Source organism: Chitinophaga sp., from assembly GCF_035564935.1.
Classification (GTDB): Bacteria; Bacteroidota; Bacteroidia; order Chitinophagales; family Chitinophagaceae; genus Chitinophaga.
In genome coordinates, this window is the sequence record NZ_DATMTE010001057.1 from 1 (window position 1) to 2,315 (window position 2,315).

Sequence of the window (2,315 nt, forward strand, 5' to 3'; positions counted from 1 at the left end):
CCGGAATTATGATACGGATCAAGAAAGAAGGTATACTACTGCATCAAACTAACCTGGAATTTGAAAACGAAGGCGTACTAAATCCCGCTACCATCAGGGTGGGAGACAACGTGTTTTTCTATTACCGCGCAGTGCAAAAAGGAAATCATTCAAGCATTGGTTTTTGTAAACTGAGCGCCCCGCTTACCATCGGGGAACGCCTGGATAAACCCATTCTGTTTCCTGAATACGACTATGAGGCAAAAGGAGTGGAGGACCCGCGGGTGGTGTATATCGACGGACTGTTTTATCTTACCTATACCGCCTATGACGGCGTAAGCGCCTGTGCAGCGCTGGCCACCTCCAAAGATGGGCTGCAGTTCGAAAAACATGGCCTGATAGTGGCGCAAATGGATTACACAGAGTTTAAACAATTGGCGGAAACCAATGCACCGCTGGATGAAAAATATATCCGCTACAACGACTTTAATCCCCGGTTATGGGATAAGGATGTAGTTTTTTTCCCGAGAAAGATTAACGGCAAGTTTTATTTTCTGCATCGTATCAAGCCGCATATACAGCTGGTAGCGGTAAGCAGCCTGTCTGAACTTACAGCGGATTTCTGGAAAGATTATTATCTCCATCTTCATGATCATATCATACTAACGCCAAAGTATAAACACGAAATGAGTTATGTGGGCGCCGGTTGTCCGCCGGTGGAAACGCCGCATGGCTGGCTGTTCATTTACCACGGGGTGCATGAAACCGAAGGTGGTTATGTATATGTGGGCTGCGCTGCCTTGTTCGACCTGGATGACCCGTCGAAGGAAATTGCGCGGTTACCCTATCCCATATTGGCGCCGGAGCGGGATTGGGAAGTAAGGGGAGATGTGGATAATGTTTGTTTTCCTACGGGCACGGCCTTATTTGACGATACCCTTTATATTTATTACGGCGCCGGTGATGAGGTAATTGCCACCGGAACCACCAGCTTAACGGAACTGATCAATGAATTACTGAACTACCGCGTATAGCAGGCTATAATCGTTTCTATCACCCGTTTCGTTTCATCCGGGTCACGTACTTTAATACAATCTACGCCTGCTTCCCTGGCAGGATAATCATTCCCCCCGGGGAAAATGGCATCTCCGGCAAATAACATTTTATCTATGGGAATATGCAGGATACTTCTCAGCTTATGAATGCCATAAGCCTTGTCAATACCGGGTTTGGTGATATCTACAGAAGTAGTGCCGCCCAGGTTAACAGAAAATTCCGGTATCATATTATCCAGCAACCCTTTCATTCGTTGTCTTTTCGCAAAATCAGGATCCCACTTTTTCTTTTCTTCCAGTGGCGCTTCCTGTCCTAATGCAGAAAAGGTGATCTGGCTGCCACGGTCTTCAATAGCATCACCCCACAAATGCGGGGCTTTGTATCCCAATGTATTCACAACACTGTTTAGTGCGTCAGTAATTTTCTTTTTTTCTGCCGGCGTAAAATCTTCTGCATACAATTTATTCCACTCCTGTTTATATTCATAAAACTGTGTACCACAGGTGGGTAAAATAAATAAGCGTTCCAGGTTTTTTACGCCAGGTAATTTAGCGAGTACCTGTTGCTGAAACTGCGGCCAGGCGCCACCGGAAATAATGGCCACCTTTACCACTGTTAACAGGGAATACAATAGTTTGCTCATCTCTTCATCAACGGCTGATTTGCTTTGCGCCAACGTTCCATCCAGGTCAAATACCACGAGTTGTTTCATTGATTATGCTTGTTTTTTTAGTAAGGCCAGGGCGCGTTCGCAAATGTTTTCTACGGTAAACCCAAATTCGCGCAACAGCACCGGGCCTGGCGCTGAGGCGCCAAAATGATCGATGGAGATAATATCGCCTTTATCGCCGGCATAATGGTGCCATCCCTGCGAAATGCCGGCTTCCACTACTATACGGTTCGTTACTTCGGGAGGTAGCACCTGGTCGCGGTATGCGGGCGATTGTGCTTCAAACAGTTCCCAGCTGGGCATTGAAACGGTACGTACCGCGATATTAAATGATTGCAGTTTTTCCTGTGCGGCTACTATTAAGCTCACTTCGGAACCGGTGGCAATAAGGATCAGTTCAGGTTTTGCATCAGGCGCATCTGCCAGGATGTAGCCGCCATAACGGAGCCCGCTGGCTGCGGCGTATTTACTGCGATCCAGTGTAGGCACAGCCTGCCGCGTGAGGATCAATGCTACGGGTTTATCCGGTTCCAGTACGGCGATCTGCCAGGCAGCAATGGTTTCGTTCGCATCTGCAGGACGTATCACTACCAGGCGGGGAATAGCCCGG

General features: G+C 47.7%; 2 protein-coding genes and 1 pseudogene. 1 reads left to right on the forward strand and 2 read right to left on the reverse strand.

The features are described 5' to 3' along the window. Positions 1 to 1,013 (forward strand): annotated as a pseudogene (locus VN105_RS27460) (hypothetical protein); the annotation flags it as partial. On the opposite strand, the gene VN105_RS27465 reads toward VN105_RS27460, so the two are convergent. Together VN105_RS27465 and VN105_RS27470 are read right to left on the reverse strand one after the other, a co-directional pair. Continuing rightward, the gene (locus VN105_RS27465; protein WP_325646291.1) at positions 1,001 to 1,747 is read right to left on the reverse strand and encodes an HAD-IIB family hydrolase; all 747 of its coding nucleotides are present in this window, start codon (positions 1,745 to 1,747) and stop codon (positions 1,001 to 1,003) included. The pseudogene VN105_RS27460 and the gene VN105_RS27465 sit on opposite strands and share 13 nt — an antisense overlap. Before the next feature lie 3 nt (positions 1,748 to 1,750). Then, a partial coding sequence (locus VN105_RS27470; RefSeq protein ID WP_325646293.1) for a transketolase-like TK C-terminal-containing protein occupies positions 1,751 to 2,315 on the reverse strand: 565 nt, incomplete at its 5' end.

Excerpts from the sequence above, each read along its gene's own strand:
- VN105_RS27465 (WP_325646291.1), bottom strand. The coding sequence starts at position 1,747 with ATGAAACAACTCGTGGTATTTGACCTGGATGGAACGTTGGCGCAAAGC.